Annotated in this window: 18 protein-coding genes; all 18 read right to left on the bottom strand. The window is 72.9% G+C overall.

The genetic code is table 11. From position 1 onward, the window contains the following. Positions 1–21 precede the first annotated feature (21 nt). The 18 genes from galE to folC all read right to left on the bottom strand — a co-directional run bounded on the left by galE (position 22) and on the right by folC (position 24,206). Positions 22–1,023 (bottom strand): UDP-glucose 4-epimerase GalE, encoded by a 1,002-nt coding sequence (galE, locus tag IE170_RS07080; RefSeq protein ID WP_189808415.1) that lies wholly within the window; start codon positions 1,021–1,023, stop codon positions 22–24. A gap of 60 nt (positions 1,024–1,083) precedes the next feature. Then, positions 1,084–2,706, bottom strand: coding sequence for a glycosyltransferase family 2 protein (locus IE170_RS07075; RefSeq protein WP_189808414.1), 1,623 nt, complete (start codon positions 2,704–2,706; stop codon positions 1,084–1,086). A gap of 78 nt (positions 2,707–2,784) precedes the next feature. Next, a complete protein-coding gene (gene obgE / locus IE170_RS07070) occupies positions 2,785–4,230 on the bottom strand; it encodes a GTPase ObgE (protein WP_189808413.1) in 1,446 nt (481 codons plus the stop codon). A gap of 166 nt (positions 4,231–4,396) precedes the next feature. After that, positions 4,397–4,651 carry a 50S ribosomal protein L27 gene (gene rpmA, locus IE170_RS07065; protein WP_008738950.1) on the bottom strand — a complete coding sequence of 85 codons (255 nt, stop codon included), beginning with the start codon at positions 4,649–4,651 and terminating at the stop codon, positions 4,397–4,399. 14 nt (positions 4,652–4,665) lie between these two features. After that, positions 4,666–4,986, bottom strand: coding sequence for a 50S ribosomal protein L21 (gene rplU / locus IE170_RS07060; protein WP_114057537.1), 321 nt, complete (start codon positions 4,984–4,986; stop codon positions 4,666–4,668). A 315-nt stretch (positions 4,987–5,301) separates the two neighbouring features. Further along, on the bottom strand, positions 5,302–9,363 hold the full coding sequence (locus IE170_RS07055; RefSeq protein WP_189808412.1) for an Rne/Rng family ribonuclease: 4,062 nt from the start codon (positions 9,361–9,363) through the stop codon (positions 5,302–5,304). 237 nt (positions 9,364–9,600) lie between these two features. Further along, complete coding sequence (locus IE170_RS07050; protein ID WP_189808411.1) at positions 9,601–10,377, bottom strand: TIGR03936 family radical SAM-associated protein; 777 nt, start codon at positions 10,375–10,377, stop codon at positions 9,601–9,603. Positions 10,378–10,608: 231 nt separating this feature from the next. Then, positions 10,609–11,496, bottom strand: a complete 888-nt coding sequence (locus IE170_RS07045; protein ID WP_189808410.1) for a hypothetical protein — start codon at positions 11,494–11,496, stop codon at positions 10,609–10,611. Between the two features lie 137 nt (positions 11,497–11,633). Further along, positions 11,634–13,562 (bottom strand): TIGR03960 family B12-binding radical SAM protein, encoded by a 1,929-nt coding sequence (locus IE170_RS07040; RefSeq protein ID WP_189808409.1) that lies wholly within the window; start codon positions 13,560–13,562, stop codon positions 11,634–11,636. An 80-nt stretch (positions 13,563–13,642) separates the two neighbouring features. Next, positions 13,643–15,184, bottom strand: coding sequence for a CYTH and CHAD domain-containing protein (locus tag IE170_RS07035; RefSeq protein WP_189808408.1), 1,542 nt, complete (start codon positions 15,182–15,184; stop codon positions 13,643–13,645). Positions 15,185–15,290: 106 nt separating this feature from the next. Then, complete coding sequence (gene rodA, locus IE170_RS07030; protein ID WP_189808407.1) at positions 15,291–16,490, bottom strand: rod shape-determining protein RodA; 1,200 nt, start codon at positions 16,488–16,490, stop codon at positions 15,291–15,293. Between the two features lie 10 nt (positions 16,491–16,500). After that, the gene (mrdA, locus tag IE170_RS07025; protein ID WP_189808406.1) at positions 16,501–18,681 is read right to left on the bottom strand and encodes a penicillin-binding protein 2; all 2,181 of its coding nucleotides are present in this window, start codon (positions 18,679–18,681) and stop codon (positions 16,501–16,503) included. A gap of 13 nt (positions 18,682–18,694) precedes the next feature. Further along, positions 18,695–19,399 (bottom strand): rod shape-determining protein MreD, encoded by a 705-nt coding sequence (mreD, locus tag IE170_RS07020; protein WP_189808405.1) that lies wholly within the window; start codon positions 19,397–19,399, stop codon positions 18,695–18,697. A 12-nt stretch (positions 19,400–19,411) separates the two neighbouring features. Then, positions 19,412–20,362, bottom strand: coding sequence for a rod shape-determining protein MreC (gene mreC / locus IE170_RS07015; RefSeq protein WP_189808404.1), 951 nt, complete (start codon positions 20,360–20,362; stop codon positions 19,412–19,414). A gap of 175 nt (positions 20,363–20,537) precedes the next feature. Then, the gene (locus IE170_RS07010; RefSeq protein ID WP_008738981.1) at positions 20,538–21,557 is read right to left on the bottom strand and encodes a rod shape-determining protein; all 1,020 of its coding nucleotides are present in this window, start codon (positions 21,555–21,557) and stop codon (positions 20,538–20,540) included. A 297-nt stretch (positions 21,558–21,854) separates the two neighbouring features. Next, positions 21,855–22,265 carry a nucleoside-diphosphate kinase gene (ndk, locus tag IE170_RS07005; protein WP_189808403.1) on the bottom strand — a complete coding sequence of 137 codons (411 nt, stop codon included), beginning with the start codon at positions 22,263–22,265 and terminating at the stop codon, positions 21,855–21,857. Between the two features lie 123 nt (positions 22,266–22,388). After that, a complete protein-coding gene (locus tag IE170_RS07000) occupies positions 22,389–22,730 on the bottom strand; it encodes a DUF4233 domain-containing protein (RefSeq protein WP_189808402.1) in 342 nt (113 codons plus the stop codon). A gap of 3 nt (positions 22,731–22,733) precedes the next feature. Continuing rightward, positions 22,734–24,206 (bottom strand): bifunctional tetrahydrofolate synthase/dihydrofolate synthase, encoded by a 1,473-nt coding sequence (gene folC / locus IE170_RS06995; RefSeq protein ID WP_223856089.1) that lies wholly within the window; start codon positions 24,204–24,206, stop codon positions 22,734–22,736. Positions 24,207–24,346: the final 140 nt, after the last annotated feature.

Here is a 24,346-nt window from a genome sequence, read left to right as displayed (position 1 = left end):
CGGGCCGGGACGGGTGGTCCCTCAGCGCTCCGACGTGTGCCCGGCCTTGCCGCGGTTGGCCTCCCAGCCCGCCCACGCCGAGGTGATCATGTCGCGGACGTCGTGCTTCGCCTTCCAGCCCAGCTCGGCGTGGATGCGGTCGGCGGAGGCGACGACCTTCGCCGGGTCGCCGGGGCGGCGCGGCACGACGACCGGCTCGTAGGAGTGGCCCGTGCCCTCGTTGAGCAGGGTGGCCATCTCGCGCACGGAGACGCCCTCGCCGCGGCCGATGTTGACCGTCAGGTCGCGGTACTCGCCCGCGTCCGCCCATTCGCGCAGCTTCCGGGCCGCGGCGACGTGCGCCTCGGCCAGGTCCTCGACGTGGATGTAGTCGCGGATGCAGGTGCCGTCCGGGGTGGGGTAGTCGTCACCGAAGATGCGGGCGCCCTCGCCCTTGTCGAAGCGCTCGAAGACCATCGGGACGAGGTTGAACACGCCGGTGTCGGCGAGCTCCGGGGTGGCCGCGCCCGCCACGTTGAAGTAGCGCAGGCAGGCCGTCGCGATGCCGTGCGCCCGGCCGGCCGCGCGGATCAGCCATTCGCCGGCCAGCTTGGTCTCGCCGTACGGGCTCAGCGGCGCGCACGGGGTCTCCTCGGTGACGAGGTCCACGTCCGGCATGCCGTACACGGAGGCGGAGGAGGAGAACAGGACGTTCCGGACGCCGGCCGCGGCGACCGCGCCGAGCAGGACCTGCAGGCCCTCCACGTTCTCGTGGTAGTAGTACAGCGGCTTCTCGACGGACTCGCCGACCTGCTTCTTGCCGGCCAGGTGCACCACGCCGGTGATCTTGTGCTTGCGGATCACCTCGTCGAGGACGAGGCGGTCCAGGACCGAGCCGATCACCAGCGGGACGCCCTCCGGGACGCGGTCCTCGTTGCCGGTGGACAGGTCGTCGAGGACGACGACCTGCTCACCCGCGAGCAGCATCGCGCGGACGACGTGCGAGCCGATGTAGCCGGCGCCGCCGGTGATCAGAAAAGTCATGCGTTTCTCCCGAGTGCATTCCGTGGGTCCGGGCGGCGGCCTTCGGGGCCGCCGCCCGCGTCATCCCGCCGCGCGGCCCGCGCGGGCCCGGTGGAGGCGGTTGCGTACGAAGCTCAGCGCGCCCGCGGCTCCCGGCGCGAGCCGCAGGGCCAGGGAACCCCCGGCGGTGCGGTACGGCTGCGCCAGCAGCACACCGTACCTGCTGCTGAGCAGCGCCCTGCGGCGCAGCAGCGCGTCGAGGGGGCGCGGCGCGGTCGCCAGGACGGTGCCGTCTGCGAAGGCGACGTCGATCTCGACGCCCCAGGCCTGCATGCCGCGGCGGCCCTGCCGGCGCCCGGCGGAGGCGACCGCGGTCAGCGGGAAGGGGACGTCGCAGGTCCAGCCGCCGCCGTCGGCGGTGGGGCGCAGGTCGACCGGCCGGTCGAGGAGGGGCTCGCCGCCGGAGCGCGGCACGAACCGCAGCCGGACGGTGCGCGGCCCGGCCTCGGCGAGCCGCCCGTACAGGTCGTGCACCCGGATCCGCAGCCCGGCGGCGCCGGCGCCGGCGCCCGCCTCGACGGTGACGGGCAGTGCGGCGGGGGGCAGCTCCTCCAGTCCGTTCAGCTCGACGGGGAGGGCGTCGCTCCACACGGGCCGGCCGCCGGGGCCGGTTGCGTACGGGGGCAGCAGCCGCGGCGGTTCGGCGGCGAAGCGGGTCAGCCGCTCCAGGTCGGCGGGCGGGGCGTCGGCGGCGCGCAGGACGCGGACGATCCAGCGGGCGTGCGCCCCGGCGGCCTCGACGGCGGCCTCGTCGAACCCTGCCAGGTAGTCGCGCGTCAGGGCCCACCAGTCGGCCCGGTAACCGGGGTCGCTGCCGAGTTCGCGCAGGTACATGCGCAGGTCGTACTCCAGGAACTTCACCTGGCTGGCGAGGCCGAGCTCCGGGGACGCCTCGGCGAGGATCCGGGCGGCGGTGCGGTGGGCCTCGATGCGGGAGCGCCAGTTGGAGACGTCCTTGCGGTCCAGGGAGATCGACACCTGGGCGGCGCCGCGGCGGACGTGCCACACGTAGACGAGGTCCCCGACGACCGCGATGCGGGGGGCTGCGGCGAGGACGCGGGCGGTGAAGACGAAGTCCTCGTAGGTGAACCGGCCGTCGGGGAAGCGGATGCCGTGCTTCTCCAGGAAGGAGCGCTCGTACAGCTTGTTGACGCAGAGGGTGTCGCGGACCAGCTCGGGCCGGTCGGCCGGCCGGTCGACGACCTCGCCGTGCCGGTACAGGCCCGGCACCCAGGGCGTGTCGTGGTGCTGGGGCAGCTCCCTGCGCACGCAGGCACCGACGGCCACCGGCGCGCGGTGCTCCTCGGCGGCGCTGACGAGGGCCTCGGCCGCGCCGGGCGGCAGGACGTCGTCGCTGTCGAGGAACAGCACGTACGGCGAGGTTGCGGCGGCGATCCCGTCGTTGCGGGGGGTGCCGCAGCCGCCGCTGTTCTCGGTGCGGTGGACGACCTTCAGGCGCGGGTGGACGGCGGCCAGGCCGTCCAGCACCTCCGCGGTGCCGTCGGCCGAGGCGTCGTTGACGGCGATGACCTCGGCCACGACCGGGCCCTGGGCGAGAGCCGAGGTGACGGCTTCGCCCACGAGCCCGGCGTCGTTGTAGGCGATCACGACGACGGAGACACTGGGGGGGTGGGTGCTGCTCACCCCGTGGATCCTAGGCGACCCGGGTAAACATCCCTTCAACTCCGCCGCCCGATGCGCCCGTCGACCGCATGATTCAGGTCAGAACGGACGGAATTCGTCGTATTCGTTCTGCGCGGAGTCGCCACGGCGGGCGTCGCGCTCCTTGCGGCGCTGCGCGGCCGGACGCGGAGCCTCCATGCGGTGGTCCTCACCGCGGCGGCCCAGCATCTCGGCGCCGGCCATCATGGACGGCTCCCAGTCGAAGACGACCGCGTTCTCGTCGGAGCCGATGGCGACGCCGTCGCCGGCGCGGGCGCCGACCTTCAGCAGCTCGTCCTCGACACCGAGGCGGTTGAGGCGGTCGGCGAGGTAGCCGACGGCCTCGTCGTTGTTGAAGTCGGTCTGGCGGACCCAGCGCTCCGGCTTCTCGCCGCGCACCCGGTAGACGCCCTCCGCCTCGTCGAAGGTGACGGTGAAGCCGGTCTCGTCGACGGCCTTCGGACGGATGACGATGCGGGTCGCCTCCTGCTTCGGCTTGCGGGCGCGCGCCTTCGCGACGACCTCCGCAAGGAAGTAGGAGAGCTCCTTCAGGCCGGTGCGGGCGACCGCGGACACCTCGAAGACCTTGTAGCCGCGGGCCTCCAGGTCGGGCCGGATCATGTCGGCCAGGTCCTTGCCGTCCGGGATGTCGACCTTGTTGAGGACGACGAGGCGCGGCCGGTTCTCCAGGCCGCCGCCGTACTGCTTGAGCTCCTCCTCGATGACGTCGAGGTCGGAGACCGGATCGCGGTCGGACTCCAGCGTGGCCGTGTCCAGGACGTGCACCAGGACGGAGCAGCGCTCGACGTGCCGCAGGAACTCAAGGCCCAGGCCCTTGCCCTGGCTGGCGCCCGGGATGAGGCCGGGGACGTCGGCGATCGTGTACACGGTCGAGCCGGCGGTGACGACGCCCAGGTTCGGGACGAGCGTGGTGAACGGGTAGTCGGCGATCTTCGGCTTGGCGGCGGAGAGCACCGAGATCAGCGAGGACTTGCCGGCGCTCGGGAAGCCGACGAGGGCCACGTCCGCGACGGTCTTCAGCTCCAGGACGATGTCGCCGGCGGCGCCGGGCACGCCGAGGAGCGCGAAGCCGGGAGCCTTGCGGCGGGCGGAGGCGAGCGCCGCGTTGCCGAGGCCGCCGCGGCCGCCCTCGGCGGCGACGTACGTGGTGCCCTGGCCGACGAGGTCGGCGAGGACGTTGCCCTGCTTGTCGAGGACGACCGTGCCGTCCGGAACGGGCAGGACGAGGTCCTGGCCGTCCTTGCCGGAGCGGTTGCCGCCCTCGCCGGGCTTGCCGTTGGTGGCCTTGCGGTGCGGGCTGTGGTGGTAGTCCAGCAGCGTCGTCACCGACTGGTCCACGACGAGGACGACGTCGCCGCCGCGCCCGCCGTTGCCGCCGTCGGGGCCGCCGAGCGGCTTGAACTTCTCCCGGTGCACGGAGGCGCAGCCGTGGCCTCCGTTACCCGCGGCGACATGCAGCTCGACGCGGTCCACGAAGGTGGTCATGGTGTTCCTCCAGATACAGACGGGATGTCCCGGACAGGCCTTGCTGTCCCATTAAACGTGTGTACGTGCAAACGCGCCGAGGGCGGACCTCTCTTCCCGGCGCCTGCCGGGAAGAGCTGGGATCCGCCCTCGGTAAGTTACGAACGCTTGATCAGCAGGAGCTGGATCAGGCGGCCGGAACGATGTTCACGACCTTGCGGCCACGGTGGGTGCCGAACTGCACCGCGCCGGCCTGCAGGGCGAACAGCGTGTCGTCGCCACCACGGCCGACACCGGCGCCCGGGTGGAAGTGCGTGCCGCGCTGGCGGACGAGGATCTCACCAGCGGAAACGACCTGACCGCCGAAGCGCTTCACGCCGAGCCGCTGGGCATTGGAGTCGCGACCGTTCCGGGTGGACGATGCGCCCTTCTTGTGTGCCATTGCTCAGTCCCTCTTTACTTCGCGGCCGACGGGATGGACGTGACCTTGATCGCCGTGTACTGCTGACGGTGACCCTGGCGACGGCGGTAGCCGGTCTTGTTCTTGTAGCGCAGGATGTCGATCTTGGCGCCCTTGGTGTGGTCCACGACCTCGGCCTGGACCTTGATGCCCGCCAGGACCCACGGGTCGCTGGTCACGGCGTCGCCGTCGACAACGAGCAGGGTCGAGAGCTCGACCGTGTCGCCAGCCTTGGCAGTGGAAATCTTGTCAACCTCAACGATGTCGCCGACAGCAACCTTGTGCTGGCGACCACCGCTGCGCACGATGGCGTACACGCGGATCTCTCTCTCGCTCGATGGGAACCCCTGAAGCCAGCCGTCTCCCGCAGAACGCGGACCGGCCTCCCCCGGACCGCGCAGCGGCCCGGGAGGTGAGGTGCTCAGTGGCTGGCGCGCACGTAGACACGCCGACGGTCAAGGTTACGGTCCCGGGTTTAAGAGGTCAAACCGGGTCCCGCTGCGGCGGCGGGTGCCCGGCGCAGCTCCCCGGGCACGGCGCCCGCGGGCCGTCTCCTTCCGCGGGTACGGGACCGCCCCGGTCCCGCGGGGTGCGGGGCCGGGGCGGTCCGTTGTTCGTGCGACCCGGGCGGGTCAGGCGTCCGTGTCGGTGGCGAGAGCGGTCTGCTCCGCCGCCGCGGTCTTCTTGGTCGCCTTCTTCGCCGTCGTCTTCTTCGCTGCCGTCGCCGTCTTCTTGGCGGCGGTCTTCTTGGCCGTCGTCGTCTTCTTCGCGGCGGCCTTCTTCGCCGGGGCCTTCTTGGCGGCCGTCTTGCGGGCCGTCTTCTTGGCCGGGGCCGTCTCTTCCGCCGGGGCCTGGGACTCGGGCTCGGCAGCGGCCGCCGGGGCGGGCTCCGACGGGGCCGTCTCGACGACGACCACCGCCGCCTCCGCGCCGGCCGGCGAGCCGGCGGGCGAGGTGGCCTTGCGGACGGCGCGGCGCCGGGGACGGGCCGGTGCGGCCGCGGGGGCCTCGGCCTCGGCCGGAGCGGGCTCCGGCTGCGGCTCGGGCTGCGGCTCCGGCTCTGCTGCGGCGGCCGGCTCGGGCTGCGGCTCCGGCTGCAGCTCGGCGGCCGGCTCGGGCTGCGGCTCGGCGGCCGGCTGCGGGGCCGCGGCCGCCGGGGCGGTCGCCTTGCGGGTGGCGCGGCGGCGCGTCCGGCCGTTCGGCTCGGCCTCGACCGTCTCCGACGCGGCCACGGCCTCGGCGACGGCCTCCGCGGCCGGCTCCAGAACCGTGTCGGCGGGCGCGGTGACCGGCTCGGCCTCCACCTCGACCACCGGCGCCGGCGCGGCCTCGACCGCAGGCGCCGCAGCGGGAGCGGCCGCAGCGCGCGGGGCGCCCGCGGCGGCGGTCGCCTTGCGCGTGGCACGGCGCCGGTTGCGGCGGCTGCTGATGCCGGCCGCGGCCTCCGCCTCGGCGGCGCTGCTGTACAGCTCCTCGTCGGGGGCGAACGCCGGCTCGGGCAGCGCGACCGGCGCGGCCGCCTCGGCGGCCACCTCGGCCTCGGTCTCCGCCTCCGGCTCGGCCACGGCGACCGTACCGGCGGCCTCCACGGCCTCGACCTCGTGGTCGTGCTCGTGGCCCCGGCCGCCGCGCCGCTTGGCACGCTTGCCGCCGTTGCCGCCGGCCGCGGACGCCGCGTCCATGTGGACGATCACGCCGCGCCCGTTGCAGTGGACGCAGGTCTCGGAGAAGGACTCCAGCAGGCCCTGGCCGACCCGCTTGCGGGTCATCTGGACCAGGCCGAGCGAGGTCACCTCGGCGACCTGGTGCTTCGTACGGTCACGGCCCAGGCACTCCAGCATGCGCCGCAGGACCAGGTCGCGGTTCGACTCCAGGACCATGTCGATGAAGTCGATGACGACGATGCCGCCGAGGTCGCGCAGCCGCAGCTGGCGCACGATCTCCTCGGCCGCCTCCAGGTTGTTCCGGGTGACGGTCTCCTCGAGGTTGCCGCCCTGGCCGGTGAACTTGCCGGTGTTGACGTCGATGACGACCATCGCCTCGGTCTTGTCGATCACGAGGGAGCCGCCGGAGGGCAGCCACACCTTGCGGTCGAGCGCCTTGGCGAGCTGCTCGTCGATCCGGTACGTGGCGAAGACGTCGACCTCGGACGTCCAGCGCTGCAGGCGGTCGGCCAGGTCGGGGGCGACGTGCGAGACGTAGCCGTGGATGGTCTCCCAGGCGCTGTCGCCGCTGACGATGACCTTCGAGAAGTCCTCGTTGAAGATGTCGCGGACGACGCGGACGGTCATGTCCGGCTCGCCGTACAGCAGGCTCGGCGACGACGTCGTGATCTGCTTCGACTTCTTCTGGATCTCCTCCCACTGCGCCTGGAGGCGCTCGACGTCGCGGCGCAGCTCGTCCTCGCTCGCGCCTTCGGCGGCCGTGCGCACGATGACGCCGGCGTCCTCGGGGACGATCTTCTTGAGGATGGTCTTCAGGCGGGCGCGCTCGGTGTCGGGCAGCTTGCGGCTGATGCCGGTCATCGAGCCCTCGGGCACGTAGACCAGGTAGCGGCCGGGCAGCGAGACCTGGCTGGTCAGGCGGGCGCCCTTGTGGCCGATCGGGTCCTTGGTGACCTGGACCAGCACGGACTGGCCGGACTTGAGGGCGGTCTCGATGCGGCGCGGCCCGTTGGCCATGCCGAGCGCCTCGAAGTTGACCTCGCCTGCGTACAGGACGGCGTTGCGGCCCTTGCCGATGTCGATGAAGGCGGCCTCCATGGACGGCAGCACGTTCTGGACCTTGCCCAGGTAGACGTTGCCGACGTACGAGGTGGCCTCTTCCTTGTTGACGTAGTGCTCGACGAGCACGTTGTCCTCGAGGACGCCGATCTGCGTGCGGTCGCCGTTCTGGCGGACGACCATGACGCGCTCGACGGCCTCGCGGCGCGCCAGGAACTCGGCCTCCGTGATGATCGGCACGCGGCGGCGGCCCTGCTCGCGGCCCTCGCGGCGGCGCTGCTTCTTGGCCTCCAGGCGGGTCGAGCCCTTGATGGACTGGACCTCGTCGGACTCGGGCTTCTCGCGGGCGGGGCGCGGCTCGCGGACCTTGACGACGGTGCGTACGCCGTCCTCGTCGGCGGCGTCGGCGTCCGCGGCGGCGTCACCGCTGCGGCGGCGGCGACGGCGGCGACGGCGGCTGGAGGTGCTGCCGAGGGCGCCGGCCTCGTCGGCCTCTTCCTCGTCCTCCTCGGTCTCGGCCTCCTGGTCGGCGGCCTCGGCCTCGTCCTCGGCGGCCTCGTCGAGCTCGGAGGCCTCGCCGCGGCGGCGGCGGCGGCCACCGCGGCGGCGGCGGCGGGACGGGCGCTCGTCGGAGTCGTCGGCCTCGTCCTCGTCGAGGTCGGCGGCCTCGGCCTCGGGCTCCTCGTCGGCGGGCTCGGGCGCGGCCGGGGCCTCGGCGGCGGGGACCTCGACGGCACCGCGGCTGCGCCGGCGGCGGCGGCCGGACGGCTGCGCGGCGGGGGCCTGGACGGCCTCGGCCTCGGCCTCGGCCTCCTCCTCGTCCTCTTCGGCTTCCTCGGCCCGGGCCTCGGCGGCGGCAGCGGCGGCCGCGAGGGCGGCGGTCTCCGGGGTCTGGAACATCGGCTCGGTGAAGACCGGCGCCTGGAACACGGGCACGGCGGGGCGCGCGGCCCGGCGGGAGCGCGCCGGGGCGGCGGGCTCCTCGGACGCGGGCTGAGCGGCGGGGGCGGCGGCCGGGCTCTCGGCGGCGGGCGCTGGGGCGGCCGTGGCGGCGGCGCGGGTGGCGCGGCGGCGGCCGCGCTTGGGCGCGTCGACGGCGTCGGCCACGGTGACGGTGGCCTTGGGGGCCTCCTGCGCGACGGGCTCGGCGGCGGGCGCTTCGACGGACGCGGCAGCGGCCTCGGCAGCCGGGGCGGAGGCGGCGCGGGTGGCACGGCGGCGGGTCCGCGGAGCCGGGGCGGCGGCCTCCTCGACGGCGGCGGGCGCCTCGACGGACGCGGCGGGCGCCTCGACGGCGGCGGGCGCCTCGACCGCGGCGGCGGCTTCGGCAGCCGGGGCGGAGGTCGCGCGGGTGGCACGGCGGCGGGTCCGCGGAGCCGGGGCGGCAGCCTCCTCGACCGCGGCAGCGGGCGCCTCGACGGACACGGCGGCGGCCTCGGCAGCCGGGGACACGGCAGCGGCCTCGGCAGCCGGGGCGGAGGTCGCGCGGGTGGCACGGCGGCGGGTCCGCGGAGCGGGAGCGGCAGCCTCCTCGACGGCGGCCGGAGCCTCCACGGCGGCAGCGGGAGTCTCGACCACGGCGGCGGCCTCGGCAGCCGGGGCGGCGGTGGCACGGGTGGCGCGACGGCGCGTCCGCGGAGCCGGAGCGGCAGCGTCCTCGACGGCGGCCGGAGCCTCCACGGCGGCAGCGGCAGGCGCCTCCACGACGGTGGCGGCCTCGGCGGCAGGGGCGGAGGCGGCGCGGGTGGCGCGGCGGCGGGGCCGCGGCGGGGCGGCGGGTGCGGCCTCGGCGGCGGGGGCGGCCGGCGCGGCCTCGACCGCTTCGGCGGCAGGTGCGGAGGCGGCGGCGGTCGCACCGGGCGGGCCGGCGGGACGCGACGCCGCGCGGCGGCGCCTGCGAGGCGGCAGGTTGTCGCTCGGGCTGCCGTTGTCGGTGCCGGCGGCGGTGTTGTTGTTCTCGTTGTCGAGCATGCGGGCGGTTCTCCCGTCACGCTCCCGGGCTCCGCGGCTGACATCCGGTCCGGCTCGGCTCCGCGCGTGTCGGCGCGGAGCCGGCCTCCGGGGCGCGTTCGCCTCACGGGAGCTGTAGTCCATGGCCGCCGGTTCCGTACGCTTTGTCCGTACGGCCTGGCGGAAGTCTTCAGGTCGATGCGCGGCCCGACCCAGGTGGCTCCCGAGTACCAGGGCTGCGCGGCGGCGGCGACGCCCTTACGCGGCGGGACCTTCCGGCGCCTTCGCGTCGGCAGCCACGGCGGCCGTGGGTGGAGCGGCCGTGTCGGCCTCGCGGTCGGGCGCGAGCGGGTCGGTCACCGTGCCGGACTCCTCGTCGAAGAGCCCCTGCGCCAGCCTGGTCACCGCTGCGGGGACCGGCGGCGCCAGGTCGGCCACAGCTCGGAGACCGGACAGGACGTCGTCGGGTCGAACGGCAGGTGTCAGATGCCGAACAACCAGCCGCAGTATCGCACAGGCATTGTCCGCCGTCCTATCAGCCGGAGGAAGAACCTCCAGGGAGGCGACGGCGCCCCGGGTGTCGAAGGTGCGCATGCCGTTCTTGGTGCGGCGCTGCACCTCCACCTGCTCGGCGGCGAGGAAGGCCTCGGCCGCGCGCGCCGCCTCGGCGGAGTCGACCCCGTCGAGCCGCAGCTCCCACACGGAGGCGGTCAGCCGGTCGGCGAGGCCGGAGGTGCGGGCCTCGACGGCGTCGATGATGTCGAGGCCGAGCGGCATCGACTCGTCGAGCAGTTCGCGGAGCTTCTCCGGATCGCGGGGCTCCGTGAGCGCGATCTCCAGGTACTCGGCCTCGCTGCCGGTGCCGGTCGGCGCGGCGTTCGCGTAGGAGACGCGGGGGTGGGGGGTGAAGCCGGCCGAGTACGCCATCGGCACCTCGGCCCGGCGCAGGGCGCGTTCGAACGCGCGCTGGAAGTCTCGGTGGCTGGTGAACCGGAGGCGGCCGCGCTTGGTGTAGCGCAGTCGGATGCGCTGCACCACCGGTGCGGGGGGCGGGCCTTCGGGCTGTCGCTTGCCCAGGGGTTCTTCTCCTTGTGCGGGGCTCCGCGGCTCGCGCGTCGCCCTGAGGTCCGGGGGACTGCCGGCCGTGCCCCGCGCCCCGGCTCGCCCCCGCCTCGGGGGCGGGGGGTGCACGGGGGCGGGCAGGCGGCCTGTGGCTGTCGTACTACCCAGATTACGCGCCCCTGACCTCGCCGGTTCCCGGGGCGGTCACCCGAGGAGCACGCGGCGCACTTCGGCCCGCACCTGCCGGGCGGTGGTGCGCAGGGTGCGCCACGCGTCGCGCAGCAGGTGCCCGACCGGGGTGAGGACGTGGCGGTAGAGCTGCCGGCAGGGCCAGCCGACCAGCGCCCACGCCACCAGGGAGATCCCCCGCCACAGGGCCCGCGCGATCCGGCCGGCCACGTGCCAGGCCCATACGAGCACCTGCCACAGCGGCAGCAGCACCCAGCGGTGGACGCCGCGGGCGACCCGGGCGGCGGCGCTCCCGACGGGGACGAGGACCCACCGCCACACCGCCGCGGCGGTCCAGGCGACCGCCCGCCCCACCGGGACGACCAGGTGGTCCCAGGCGGCGCGCAGCAGCCACAGCACTCCGCGGCCGATCGGGGCGAGCACGTACCGGTACACGGCCGAGGCCAGCCACATCACGCCCCGCCCGACGGGGGCGAGCAGGTACCCGTACACGGCCCGGCCCAGCCATACGAGGCCCTGCCCGGTCGGGGCGATCAGCCAGCGGTGGCCGGCGGAGCCCAGCCACCGCAGCCCGCGCCCGATCGGCGCGAGCAGGTACGCGTACACGGCGCGGCCCGCGGGGGCGAGCAGGTACAGCCACAGCCCGACCCACGGCCAGACGAAGACCAGCCTGAGCAGCACGCCCAGCACCCACCCGGTGCCTCGGAGCACCGGCCCGAGGACGTGGGTCCACAGCGGCCCGAGCACGTGCCGGCACAGGGCCCGCGCACCGGCGGCGAGCAGCTCCCACACCACCCGCACGGGCAGCACGACGAGCACGGCGACGATCTTGACGGGCACCCGGAGCACCCCGGTGAGGCAGCCTTCGCCCTGGCCGGCGGCGGGCCGGTTGACGCGTTCCATGCCCCCAAGGACACAGGAACGCCCCCGTGCCGTTGCAACGGGGGCGCGGATCTTCACCCGGATCCCGCCCGGGCGGCCGGAGCCCCTGCGGATGAAGCAGGTGCTCCGGGCGGATTCCGGGCGGGACGGGGGGTCTCCTACTTGTTGACGACCGACAGCGGCAGCAGCTTCTTGCCGGTCGGCCCGATCTGGATCTGCGTGTCCATCTGAGGACAGACGCCGCAGTCGAAGCAGGGCGTCCAGCGGCAGTCCTCGACCTCCGTCTCGTCGAGGGCGTCCTGCCAGTCCTCCCACAGCCAGTCCTTGTCGAGGCCCGAGTCGAGGTGGTCCCAGGGGAGGACCTCCTCGTAGGTGCGCTCGCGCGTCGTGTACCAGGCCACGTCGACGCCGTACTGCGGGAGGGTCTTCTCGGCGCACTCCATCCAGCGGTCGTAGCTGAAGTGCTCGCGCCAGCCGTCGAAGCGGCCGCCGTCCTCGTACACGGCGCGGATGACGTCGCCGATGCGGCGGTCGCCGCGGGAGAGCAGGCCCTCGACGATGCCCGGCTTGCCGTCGTGGTAGCGGAAGCCGATGGAGCGGCCGTACTTCTTGTCGCCGCGGATCTTGTCGCGGAGCTTCGCCAGGCGGGCGTCCGTCTCCTCCGCCGACAGCTGGGGGGCCCACTGGAAGGGGGTGTGCGGCTTGGGGACGAAGCCGCCGATGGAGACGGTGCAGCGGATGTCGTTCTGGCCGGACACCTCGCGGCCCTTGGCGATCACGTTGACCGCCATGTCGCCGATCTGGAGGACGTCCTCGTCGGTCTCGGTCGGCAGGCCGCACATGAAGTACAGCTTCACCTGGCGCCAGCCGTTGCCGTAGGCGGTGGCAACGGTGCGGATCAGGTCCTCTTCCGAGACCATCTTGTTGATGACCTTGCGCATGCGCTCGGAGCCGCCCTCGGGGGCGAAGGTCAGGCCGGAGCGGCGCCCGTTGCGGGTGAGCTCGTTGGCCAGGTCCACGTTGAAGGCGTCGACGCGGGTCGACGGGAGGGACAGGCCGACCTTGTCGTCCGCGTAGCGGTCGGCGAGGCCCTTGGCGATGTCGGCGATCTCCGTGTGGTCCGCGGAGGACAGCGAGAGCAGGCCGACCTCCTCGAAGCCGGTGGCCTTCAGGCCGCGGTCCACCATCTCGCCGATGCCGGTGATGCTTCGCTCCCGAACGGGGCGCGTGATCATGCCGGCCTGGCAGAAGCGGCAGCCGCGGGTGCAGCCGCGGAAGATCTCGACGGACATCCGCTCGTGGACGGTCTCGGCGAGCGGGACCAGCGGCTGCTTGGGGTAGGGCCATTCGTCGAGGTCCATGACGGTGTGCTTGGACACGCGCCACGGCACGCCGGAGCGGTTGGGGACGACGCGGGCGATGCGGCCGTCGGGCAGGTACTCGACGTCGTAGAAGCCGGGGACGTACACGCCTCCGGTCTTGGCGAGGCGCAGCAGCAGCTCCTCGCGGCCGCCGGGGCGGCCTTCGGCCTTCCAGGCGCGGATGATCTCGGTGATGTCGAGGACGGCCTGCTCGCCGTCGCCGATGACGGCGCAGTCGATGAAGTCGGCGATCGGCTCGGGGTTGAAGGCGGCGTGGCCGCCGGCGAGGACGATCGGGTGGTCGACGGTGCGGTCGCGGGCTTCGAGGGGGATGCCCGCGAGGTCCAGCGCCGTGAGCATGTTGGTGTAGCCCAGCTCGGTGGAGAAGGACAGGCCGAAGACGTCGAAGGCGCCGACCGGGCGGTGGCTGTCGACGGTGAACTGCGGCACCTTGTGCTCGCGCATGAGCTCTTCGAGGTCGGGCCACACGCTGTACGTGCGCTCGGCGAGGACGCCCTCGCGCTCGTTCAGCACCTCGTAGAGGATCATGACGCCCTGGTTGGGGAGCCCGACCTCGTACGCGTCCGGGTACATGAGCGCCCACCGGACGTCACACGAATCCCACGGCTTGACGGTGGAGTTGAGTTCACCGCCGACGTACTGGATGGGCTTCTGCACATGCGGGAGCAGAGCTTCGAGCTGTGGGAAGACCGACTCGGACATCACGCGACTTTCGTGAAGCGGGCAGGGGGTGACTCTCTAGCGTAACCCGAGGGGTCGGGCCCGCCGGACGGTGTGATCACCGGCTACGGGCGGAGGCCCTTCTTGCGTGCCCGGCGCGCGACCTTGTCCCATACGTGCGGAAGGTCGCGTTCGCTTCGGGCGGCCAGGGCGTCCTCGCGGGCGTACAGGACGCCCCAGGTGAAGGCGTTCTCGCCGGCTGCGGCGGCCTGGACGGAGAGGTCGCGCAGGGCTTCGCGGGCGACGACGCCGTCCTGGTGGTCGCCGAGCAGGGTCTGGACGGCCTTGAGGTCCTTGCGCAGGCGCTTGGCCGGCTTGCCGAGCGCCGGTTCGGCCGCCTCTGCGGCGTAGCGGGCCCGTTTGGCCGCCTTGCGGGCGGTGTGGAGGGCGACGTCGCGGTCGTGGCCGGGGTCGAGGGCGAGGGCGTCGGCGATGCGGCCGGCGAGGCGGTCGTACTCGCGGCGGACGGACTTGGCGAGGACGGGCCCGGCGGGCTTGCCGGCGGCGGGGAGCAGCGGCGGGTCGGCGAGCAGGGCGTCGAGGGAGTCGAGGAGGGCGAGGTGGCGGGGGTCGTCGAGGGCGGCGAGGGCGCGGCGGCGGGATTCGGCGCGGCGGCCGTTGTTCCAGGTGCGCAGGCGGCCGCGGACGGGTCCGAGGAGGAGGGGGTGCGGGAGTTCGCCGATGCGGGTGCGGAAGCGTTCGTGGAGGACTTCCTGGTCGCGGTCGACGCCGAGTTCGCGGGCGAGTCGGCGCAGGGCGTCGCCGAGGGGGTCGGTGGCCGTGCGGTCGAGGACCTTGCGGTGGGTTTTGAGGGCGCTGCGCAGGCGGCGGCTTGCGACGCGCATCTGGTGGACGGCGTCGGGGAGGTCGCGGCGGACGGCGGGGTCGTGGGCGACGAGGGAGTCGCGCTGTTCCCGGAGGTAGGCGAGGACGTACGCGCCCGCGGTGCCTTCGCCGGGGTCGGGGCGGGGTGCGGGGGTGGCGGCGGTGCCGGTGTCGGCGAGGGCGCGGGCGAGTTTGGAGGGGCTGTCGGAGGGCCGGATGCCGGCTTTGCGGAATGCCTTCTCGGCGGCGTCGAGGAGGGCGGGGTCGGTGCCGTCGGCGAGTTCCACTTCGATCTCGGTCCAGTCGGCGGTGGCGGCGGCGGTGTCTTCGCCCCGCCGGGATTCGGCGTGGACGGTGTCGGTGGAGAGCTCGGCGAGGAGGGCGCCGTCGGCGTCGAGGAGGTGGCTGATCCGGCGGGTGGAGCGCAGCCGGATCAGCGGGACGAGGTCCGTGTCGCGGACGCGGGAGCGGACGAGGGCGGCGAGGTGGCGGGGGACGGTGTCGGAGAGCGGGGCGCCGATCTCGTCGCGGACACCCGGGGAGACGGGCAGTTTGAGGTGCCAGCCGGCGTCGGGGCCGCCGGTGCGGCGGCGCAGGGTGACGCCGTCCGCCGCGAGCCGCTGGTCGGGGGTGTCGTAGTAGACGGCGTCGAGGTCGGCGGTGCCGCGGTCGTCGACGGCGGCGATCCCTGCGGTGCCGGCCAGGTCGGGGACGCCGCGCCGTTCGGCCTCGTCCGTCGTGAACTCGAATTTGCGTTCGATCTCGCGTTTCGTGTCCGCCATGCACCGAACTTAGACCGGGTGGGCGGGCGCCCGCAGGGCGAACGGGTACCCGGGGGGTGAAATGGAATGAATCCGCCCGTCGAACGCCCCGCCCGGCGCTCCGCGCCTACGCGGACATCGGCCGTTGCACCTTGATCGACTGGAGCAGTCCGATGGCCACCCACACGGCGAACATGGACGACCCGCCGTACGAGACGAACGGGAGCGGCAGGCCGGCGACCGGCATGATCCCGAGCGTCATGCCGATGTTCTCGAAGGACTGGAAGGCGAACCAGGCGATGATGCCGGCGCACACGATGGTCCCGTACAGCTCGGTGGTCTCCCGGGCGATCACGCAGGCGCGCCAGAGGATGACGCCGAGCAGGACGAGGATGAGGCCGGCGCCGATGAAGCCGAGCTCCTCCCCCGCCACGGTGAAGACGAAGTCGGTCTGCTGCTCGGGGACGAACTGGCCGGTGGTCTGCGAGCCCTTGAACAGCCCGGATCCGGTGAGCCCGCCGGAGCCGATGGCGATGCGCGCCTGGTTGGTGTTGTAGCCGACGCCGGCGGGGTCGAGCTCGGGGTTGGCGAACGCCGCGAAGCGGTTGATCTGGTACTCGTCGAGGATGCCGAGCTGCCAGACGAGGACGGCCCCGGCGACGCCGGAGCCGAGGAGGCCGAAGACCCAGCGGTTGGAGGCGCCGGAGGCGAGCAGGACGCCGAGCACGATGACGACCATGACCATGACCGACCCGAGGTCGGGCATGAGCATGATGATGCCCATGGGGGCGGCCGCGAGCAGCAGGGCCTTGACGACCGTGCGGTGGTCGGGGTGGGCGATGTCGCCCGCGTCGACCCTCGCGGCGAGCAGCATCGCCATGACCAGGATGATCGTGATCTTGACGAATTCGGAGGGCTGGAGGGAGAAGCCGCCGCCGATGACGATCCAGGCGTGGGCGCCGTTGATGGTGGCGCCGAGCGGGGTGAGCACCGCGATGATCAGCACCAGTGAGATGCCGTAGAGGACCGGTACGGCGCCCCGCAGCGTGCGGTGGCCGAGCCAGATCGTGCCGATCATCAGGACGAGCCCGATGCCGGTGTTCATGGCGTGGCGGACGAGGAAGTAGTACGGGTCGCCCTGGTTCAGCTGGGTCCGGTTCCTCGTCGCCGACCACACCAGCAGGGTGCCGAGGAGGGACAGGGCGAGCGCCGAGAGGAGTATCGGCCAGTCGAGCCGGCGCAGCACCGAGTCGCGCGAGGTCAGCTTGGCCATCGCGCCGCGCTCGGGCGCGTACCGGGAGACGGAGAACTTGTTGGCGGTCTGCATGGTGGTGGGCTCAGTCCTGCCACGAGGGGGGCGGTGCGGGGGGTCCGGCGAGCGCGGGCGGCGCCAGGTCTTCGGGGGACGGGGGCACGTACGGCTTCACCTCGGGCGCCTCGATGGTGCCGTCGGGGCGGACGGCCGGCAGCTTGGTCTGCGGCTTGGGCAGCAGGGCCCGGGCCGGGTCGAAGCCGCCTTCCATGTCGAGGCCGTACATGGCGTTGTAGATGTTGCGGACGGCGGGGCCGGAGGCGCCGGAGCCGGTGCCGCCCTGGGAGATCGTCATGACGATGGTGAAATCGTCGGTGTAGGTGGCCAGCCAGGAGGTCGTCTGCTTGCCGTAGACCTGGGCGGTGCCGGTCTTGGCGCGCATCGGGATCTTGTCCTGGGGCCAGCCGCCGAAGCGCCAGGCGGCGGTGCCGCCGGGTTCGACGACCATCCGCAGGCCCTTGTCGAGGTCCTTCAGGGTCTCGGCGTCGACGGGCAGCCGGCCGTGCGGCGTCGGCTGGATGACGTCGGTCCGCTTGCCGTCGGGGCTGATGACGGCCTTGCCGACGGTGGGGTTGTAGAGGGTCCCGCCGTTGCTGATCGCGGCGTAGGCGGTCGCCATCTGGATCGGGGTGACGAGGACGTCGCCCTGGCCGATGGCGAAGTTGATGCTGTCGAACGCCTTGAGCTGGTTGCCTTCGAGGCAGCTCTCGTAGGCGATCTGCTCGACGTAGGTGCCGCCCTTCTTGCCCTGCTTGCACCAGGCGTCCTTGTTGGCCTTCCAGAAGCTCTTCTTCCACTGCCGGTCGGGGATGCGGCCGGTGACCTCGTTCGGCAGGTCGACGCCTGTCTCGGAGCCGAGGCCGAACTCGCGGGCGGTCCGGTAGAACCAGTCGTGGGCGTCCTTCTTCGGGGTCAGGCCGCCGTCGCGCTGCCATTCCTTGTGCCCGAGGGCGTAGAAGACGGTGTTGCAGGAGAACTTCAGGGCCTCGCCGAGGGTGATGGGGCCGTGCCCCTTGGACTCGAAGTTGGCGAAGCTGCGGCCGCCGAGGCTGTAGGAGCTGCTGCAGTTGTAGCGGCTGTCGAAGGGGTAGCCGGCGCGCACGGCGGCGCTGGCGGAGACCACCTTGAAGATGGAGCCCGCGGGCGCCTGGCCCTGGATGGCCCGGTTGAGCAGCGGGTAGTTGGAGTTCTTGCTGGTGAGCCGGGCGTAGTCCTTGGCGGAAATGCCGCCGACCCAGGCGTTGGGGTCGTAGTCGGGCTGGGAGGCCATGGCGACGATGCGGCCGGTCTTGGACTCCATGACGACGACGGCGCCGGCGTCGGCCTCGTACTTCCGGCCGGTGATCTTGTCGGTCTCCTGGCGGACGGTCTTCATCGCCTGCTGGAGCTCGAACTCGGCGACGGCCTGGACGCGGGCGTCGATGCTGGTGACGAGGGTGGAGCCGGGGACGCCCGGGTCGGACCTGGTCTGGCCCATCACCCGGCCGAGGTTGTCGACCTCGTAGGAGGTGACGGCCGCCTTGCCTCGCAGCTCCCTGTCGTACGTCCGCTCGATCCCGGAGCGGCCGACCTGGTCGGAGCGCAGGTGCGGGGAGTCGGTGTTCTTGGCCTTCTGGATCTCCTCGTCGGTGACCGGGGAGAGGTAGCCGAGCACCTGCGCGGTGCGGGCGCCGCCGGGCGCGGGGTAGCGGCGTACTGCGGTGGGCTCGGCGGTGATGCCGGGGAACTCCTCGGGGCGCTCGCGGATCTGGAGGGCCTGCTGGGTGGTGGCCTCGGAGGTGACCGGGATCGGCTGGTAGGGGGAGCCGTTCCAGCAGGGGGCGGGGGTCTCGGAGTCGCAGATGCGGACCTTCTCCATGACCTCCTTCGGCGTCATGTCGAGCACGTCGGCGAGCCGGGTGAGGACGCCCTTGCCCTTGTCCTTCATCTTCATCAGCGCGGTGCGGCTCGCGGAGACCACGAGGCGGGTCTCGTTGTCGGCGAGGGCCACGCCGCGGGCGTCGAGGATGGGGCCGCGCACGGCGGGCTGGACGACCCGCTGGACGTGGTTGTGCCGGGCTTCGTAGGAGTACTCGTCGCCGTTGCGGATCTGGATGTACCACAGGCGCCCGCCGAGGGTGGCCAGCATGGAGCAGATGAGCACCTGGACGATGACGAGCCGGATCTGCACGCGGGAGGTGCGGCCGGTCTCGGGGGTGTTGGTCACGGGCCCTGCCCCCTCACAGCTTCTTGACGCTCTTCACGCTCTTGACGCCCTTGACCCCCCTTATCCGGCCGGCCCGGTTGGCCCGGTTGCGCGCGGTGATCAGCCGGAGCCCGCCGCGCTGGCTGCCGATGCGCAGGCCGGTGCCGCCGGCGACCCAGCCGGAGGAGACGTCGGCCGTCTTGGCCTGGCCGGCGTTGGCCTCGACGGCCAGCGGGTCGTTCTCGGCGCGCCGGGCGAGGGCCATGATGAACGGCACGGTGAACGGCGCGAGGAGCAGGTCGTAGACGGTGGCGGTGAGCAGCAGCCCCGTCAGGCCGACGTGGCGGGCGGCGGTGTCGCCGACGAGGGCGCCGACGCCCGCGTACATCAGGGTGGAGGTGATGGCCGCGGCGACGACGGTGAGGAGGGGGCCCCAGGCGGAGCGGAACCGTCCGGAGTCGGGCCGGACGAGGCCGGCGGCGTAGCCGATGACGCACAGGACGAGCGCGTAGCGCCCGGCGGCGTGGTCGGCGGGCGGGGCGAGGTCGGCGACGAGTCCGGCGGCGAAGCCGATGAGGGCGCCGCTGGTGTGCCCGTAGACGAGGGCGAGGGCGACGACGGTCAGCAGGACGAGGTCGGGCACGGCCCCGGGCAGTTGCAGCCGTCCGAGGACGCTGACCTGGATGACGAGGGCGACCACGACGAGCGTGGCGGAGAGCAGGATCCGGTTGAAGCGCATGGGGGGCAGCTCCTACTCGTCGGCCGGCTTGGCGGGGGCACCGGCGGACGCGGACGGGGACGGGGTGACCGTGACCGTGACCGTCGGGGTGGGCTGGACCGCGGGCTTGGGGGGCAGGACGGTGTCGCGCGGGTCCTCGCGCGGGGGTACGACGACGACGCCGACGATGTCGAGGCGGGAGAAGCCGACGAAGGGGCGGACCCAGACGGTGCGGGTGAGGTCGCCGCGGGCGGGGTCGACCTTGACGACCTCTCCGATGGGGACGCCGGGGACGAAGGGCTTGTTGCCGCGGGACCCGAAGGTGACGAGCCGGTCCCCGGGGGCGACCTTGGCCTTGCCGTTGAGCATCTGGACGGACAGGGCGCGGTCGCCCTGGCCGGTGGCGAAGCCGAGTTCGCCGGTCTTCTCCAGGCGGGTGCCGACGGTGAAGTCGGGGTCGTTGGCGAGGACGACGGTGGCGGTGTCGGGGCCGACGGTGGCGACGCGGCCGACGAGGCCGTCGCCGTTGAGGACGGTCATGTCGCGTTCGATGCCGTCGTTGCTGCCGGCGTCGATGGTGACGGTCCAGGAGAAGCCCTGGGCCGCTCCTATGGCGATGACCTCGGCGCCCTTGATGCCGTACTGGCCGGAGCCGGCCCGCTTGAGCATCTCGTCGAGTTCGCGGATGCGGCTGCGGGTGAGGTCCTCGCTGCCCAGCTTGGCCTTCAGGGCGGCGTTCTCGCGTTCGAGGACGGCGATGCGGCTGTGCCGTTCGCCGGAGTCCCGTACGGCGCCTATGGCGTTGGCGACGGGGTCGACGGCCGAGGCGACGCCTTCCTCGACCGGTCCGAAGACCGCCGCGGCGGCCTGCCGGGCGCCGTCGACCGGAGACTCCTCGCCTGCCCTGATGTCCACCGTGATCAATGCGAACGCGATGGCGATCAGGAGCACCAGGAGCAGCCGGCTTTCTCGTGTGTCCCTCACGTGCGGCGGCCGTGCCTTCCTCGTAGTTGCCCGTGCGGCTGAGCCGCTCCGGTCGCGCCCGGCGCTCGGGGGCGCACCGGGCTGTTGCCTGTATATCAACGATCCGCCGCACGGGCGCGGCAGCACCCGTACGGCGGATCCTTGTGTTCCGCGCCGCCCCGCAAGGGGGTTGGCGTCACCGTCGGGGCTGGGCGTCCAGGACCTGCTGGAGCGCCTCGAACTCCTCCACGCACTTGCCGGAGCCGAGCGCGACGGAGTCGAGGGGGTCCTCGGCGATGTGGATCGGCATGCCCGTCTCGCGGCGCAGCCGCTCGTCGAGGCCGCGCAGCAGGGCGCCGCCGCCGGTGAGGACGATGCCGCGGTCCATGATGTCGCCGGAGAGCTCCGGCGGGCACTTGTCGAGGGTCGTCTTGACCGCGTCCACGATCGCGTTCACCGGCTCCTCGATGGCCTTGCGGACCTCGGCGGCCGAGATGACGACCGTCTTGGGCAGGCCCGAGACGAGGTCGCGGCCGCGGATCTCGGTGTGCTCGTCCTTGTCGAGGTCGTACGCCGACCCGATCGTGATCTTGATCTGCTCGGCGGTGCGCTCACCGAGGAGGAGGCTGTACTCCTTCTTGATGTGCTGGATGATCGCGTTGTCCAGCTCGTCGCCGGCGACCCGGATGGACTGGGCCGTGACGATTCCGCCGAGGGAGATGACGGCGACCTCCGTGGTGCCGCCGCCGATGTCCACGACCATGTTGCCGGTGGCCTCGTGGACCGGGAGGCCCGAGCCGATGGCCGCGGCCATGGGCTCCTCGATGATGTGGACCTGACGGGCGCCGGCCTGGGTGGACGCCTCGATGACGGCGCGGCGCTCCACCCCGGTGATGCCGGAGGGGACGCAGACCACGACGCGCGGGCGGGCCAGGTAGCGGCGCTTGTGGATCTTGAGGATGAAGTACCGGAGCATCCGCTCGGTGATCTCGAAGTCGGCGATGACGCCGTCCTTGAGGGGCCTGACGGCGACGATGTTCCCGGGCGTGCGCCCGATCATCTTCTTCGCCTCGGAGCCGACCGCCAGAATGCCACCGGTGTTCGTGTTGATGGCGACCACGGACGGCTCGTTCAGGACGATCCCCCGGCCCCTCACGTACACCAGCGTGTTGGCGGTCCCGAGGTCGATCGCCATGTCACGGCCGATGAACGACATGTTGTTCCCCTTGTTCCCCATGAGGAGCGTCTGGCCTTCCAGTTGATAGCGGCTGCTGTCAGGTCGGCGAGGTGGGTGTGTGGGTGGAGGCCCCATCGTAGTGCCGCGGGTGCGCACATCGCGCGACGGGACTCCGGCAATCCCGCCGGAACGGATACCCGCCCCCTTACTGGTGACGTCGTGTCCTGCCCATGCGTTCCCGCGGGTGCCCCCCTATACCGAAGGGCGACCGAAATTACTTCGGTCGCCCCAGGTGGAGAGCGCTATTCGGCTGATGTCACGTCAGGAGCGACGGGGTCACAGCGCGGGGAAGAACAGCTTCAGCTCGCGCTCCGCGGACTCCTGCGAGTCCGACGCGTGGATCAGGTTCTCGCGGACGATGGTCCCGAAGTCCCCCCGGATGGAGCCGGGCGCCGCGGCGATCGGGTCGGTCGGGCCGGCCAGCTGCCGGACGCCCTCGATGGCCCGCTCGCCCTCGACCACGAGGACGACGACCGGGCCGCTCGCCATGAAGCCCATGAGCGGCTCGTAGAAGACCTTGCCCTTGTGCTCGCCGTAGTGGGCCTCCAGGGTCTCCTGGTCCAGCGTGCGCAGCTCCATGGCGGGAATCGTCCAGCCGGCCTTCCGCTCGATGCGGCCGATGATCTCGCCGACCAGTCCCCTCTTCACCGCGTCGGGCTTGAGGATGACGAGCGTGCGCTGGGACATGTTGCGGCTCCTTGCGGCAAACGGGTGCGGTGGTACGAGGCTACAGGGAGCGCCGGGGGCCGCCGGCACCCGGACCGGGTACCGCTTCCGCCTGCCTCCCGGGGCCCGCCCCCGCCCCCGGCCTCAGGCCTGGGCCTCGCCCTGCGCGGCCCAGCGGGCCTTGGCCTCGTCGATCTTGCGCCCGTAGTGGACCGAGCACCACCACAGGCCGGCGAAGACCGCCCCGAGGAAGAACATCGTCGGCACGACGAAGCCGCTCGCGATCAGCCCGATCTGCAGCGCCCAGCCGATCTGCACCGCGCCGGGGCGCGACAGCATCCCGCACAGCAGCAACGACAGCAGCATCGCGATCCCGCAGACCGTCCAGACCGTGGCCTGCGACAGGTCGCCCTTCATGGCGACCAGCCCGGCGAACCCGATCACGAAGAATTCCGCGATCAGGGTGCTCGCACACAGCGTGCGCATCCGTCAGCCCCTCTTCAGCAGCAGGCGGGCCTCGCCCACCGTGATCACGGAGCCGGTGACCAGGACGCCGGCCCCTCCGTACTCGCCCTCTTCCTCCGCCAGGGTGATGGCGGCCTCCAGGGCGTCGTCCAGCCGCGGCTCGACCTGGACCCGGTCGGGGCCGAACACCTCGACCGCGATGGCCGCCAGCTCGTCCGCCGACATCGCCCGGTGGCTGGTGTTCGCGGTGACCACGACCTCCGCGAAGATCGGCTCGAAGGCCTCGAACACCCCGCGGACGTCCTTGCCCTCGCTGGCGGCGACGACGCCGATGAGCCGGCTGAAGCCGAAGGCCTCGGTGACCGCCTCGGCCGTCACCTGCGCGCCCGCCGGGTTGTGCGCCGCGTCCAGGATGACCGTGGGGCTGCGGCGGACGACCTCCATGCGGCCCGGCGAGGCCACCGACGCGAACGCCCGGCGCACCGTGTCGGCGTCCAGCTCCCGCGCGGCCTCCCGGCCGACGCCGAAGAACGCCTCGACCGCGGCCAGCGCCACCGCCGCGTTGTGCGCCATGTGCGCGCCGTGCAGCGGCAGGAAGATCCCGTCGTACTCGCCGCCCATGCCGCGCAGCGTCAGCATCTGCCCGCCGACCGCGACCTCGCGGGAGACGACGCCGAACTCCATGCCCTCGCGGGCGACCGTCGCGTCGACCTCGACGGCCCTCTTCAGCAGCACCTGCGCCGCGTCCACCGGCTGCTGGGCCAGGATGACGGTGGCGTCCTGCTTGACGACGCCGCCCTTCTCCCCCGCGATCTCGCCCGGGGTCGAGCCGAGCCGGTCGGTGTGGTCCAGGCTGATCGGGGTGATGACCGCGACCGCGGCGTCGATCACGTTCGTCGCGTCCCAGGTGCCGCCCATGCCGACCTCGACGACGGCGACGTCGACCGGGGCGTCCGCGAACGCCGCGTACGCCATTGCGGTGAGCACCTCGAAGAAGGACAGCCGGTACTCCTGCGCGGCGTCGACCATCTCCACGTACGGCTTGATGTCGCGGTAGGTCTCCACGAACCGCTCGGCCGTGATCGGCGCCCCGTCCAGGCTGATCCGCTCGGTGACGGACTGCACGTGCGGGCTGGTGTACCGGCCGGTGCGCAGGTCGAAGGCGTTCAGCAGGGCCTCGATCATGCGGGCCGTGCTGGTCTTGCCGTTGGTGCCGGTGACGTGGATGGTCGGGTAGGCGCGCTGCGGCTCGCCGAGGACGTCCATCAGCGCGGCGATCCGCGACACGGACGGCTCCAGCTTCGTCTCGCCCCAGCGGGTGGAGAGCTCCTGCTCGACCTCCCGCAGGGCCGCGGCCACCTCGGGGTCGAGGGGCTCGGCGGGCACCGCGTCGCCCTGCGGCGGTCCGGCCTGGGCGCGCAGGGTGCGGCTGCCGGCCTCGATCACCGCCAGGTCGGGGTCGCGCTCGGACTCTTCGGCCACGATCCGGTCGAACATGTCGAGGGTGTCGTCGCGGTCGTCGGGGCCGTGGCCCTCGGGCTGCTGCTCACTCACAGGCCCAGTTTACGGACGCGGGCCGGCGCGGCTTCCGACCCGGGCACTTCGGCCGTTCCTGTGGGCGTTCCGACCGTATCGCC

Source organism: Streptomyces toxytricini, assembly GCF_014649915.1.
Taxonomy (GTDB): Bacteria; Actinomycetota; Actinomycetes; order Streptomycetales; family Streptomycetaceae; genus Streptomyces; species Streptomyces toxytricini.
Note: the sequence above shows the minus strand (reverse complement) of the source record. Positions and strands in the feature narration are given on the sequence as shown.